The sequence below is a fragment of the Streptomyces djakartensis genome, from assembly GCF_014651075.1.
In the GTDB taxonomy this organism is placed as follows: domain Bacteria; phylum Actinomycetota; class Actinomycetes; order Streptomycetales; family Streptomycetaceae; genus Streptomyces; species Streptomyces djakartensis.
Genome location: NZ_BMWE01000104.1, coordinates 1 through 506 on the forward strand (window position 1 = coordinate 1; position 506 = coordinate 506).

Here is a 506-nt window from a genome sequence, read left to right on the forward strand (position 1 = left end):
TATTTAGCCATTGCCTTTATTAATGCCAGTGTGGATTTGGCACATAAAATTACCATTCAAAATGTGTTACTGAAAAGCTTTTCAGGGGAGAGTTTGGTTGTGTTAACGGCATTAATTAATGCCATGATTTTTTTCATTTTCTTCATAACTATTGTCTCCTTTTCTTGAGAATTTTTCTATAGTTTTTCTGCTTTTTTATTTTCCTTGCATTTTTTATATCTCATTACGAAATATACCAGGAAAAGCAGAACAGCTATCAGGTGAATCAAATAGTGGCTGATGCATATAATCATATTTGGATTGATACAAACCAGAAACTGATAGAATTTAATCCTCGTAACGGTTCGTTCCGCACCTATCTTACCACGGATGGTTCTATCTTGTTGCGTCGCTTTCTTCCCACTGCTGTTTGTCAAGCAAAAGATGGCAATATTTATTGGGGCGGCATTCCGGGTATTTGCATGGTTACTCCATCAAACGGGTTGGAAAGAAAGGCTAGTGCAGTG

General features: G+C 36.8%; 1 protein-coding gene. It reads left to right on the forward strand.

Annotation, left to right across the window (positions count from 1 at the left end; translation table 11 throughout):
* Positions 1-272 precede the first annotated feature (272 nt).
* A partial coding sequence (locus IE212_RS35360; RefSeq protein WP_229864750.1) for a hypothetical protein occupies positions 273-506 on the forward strand: 234 nt, incomplete at its 3' end.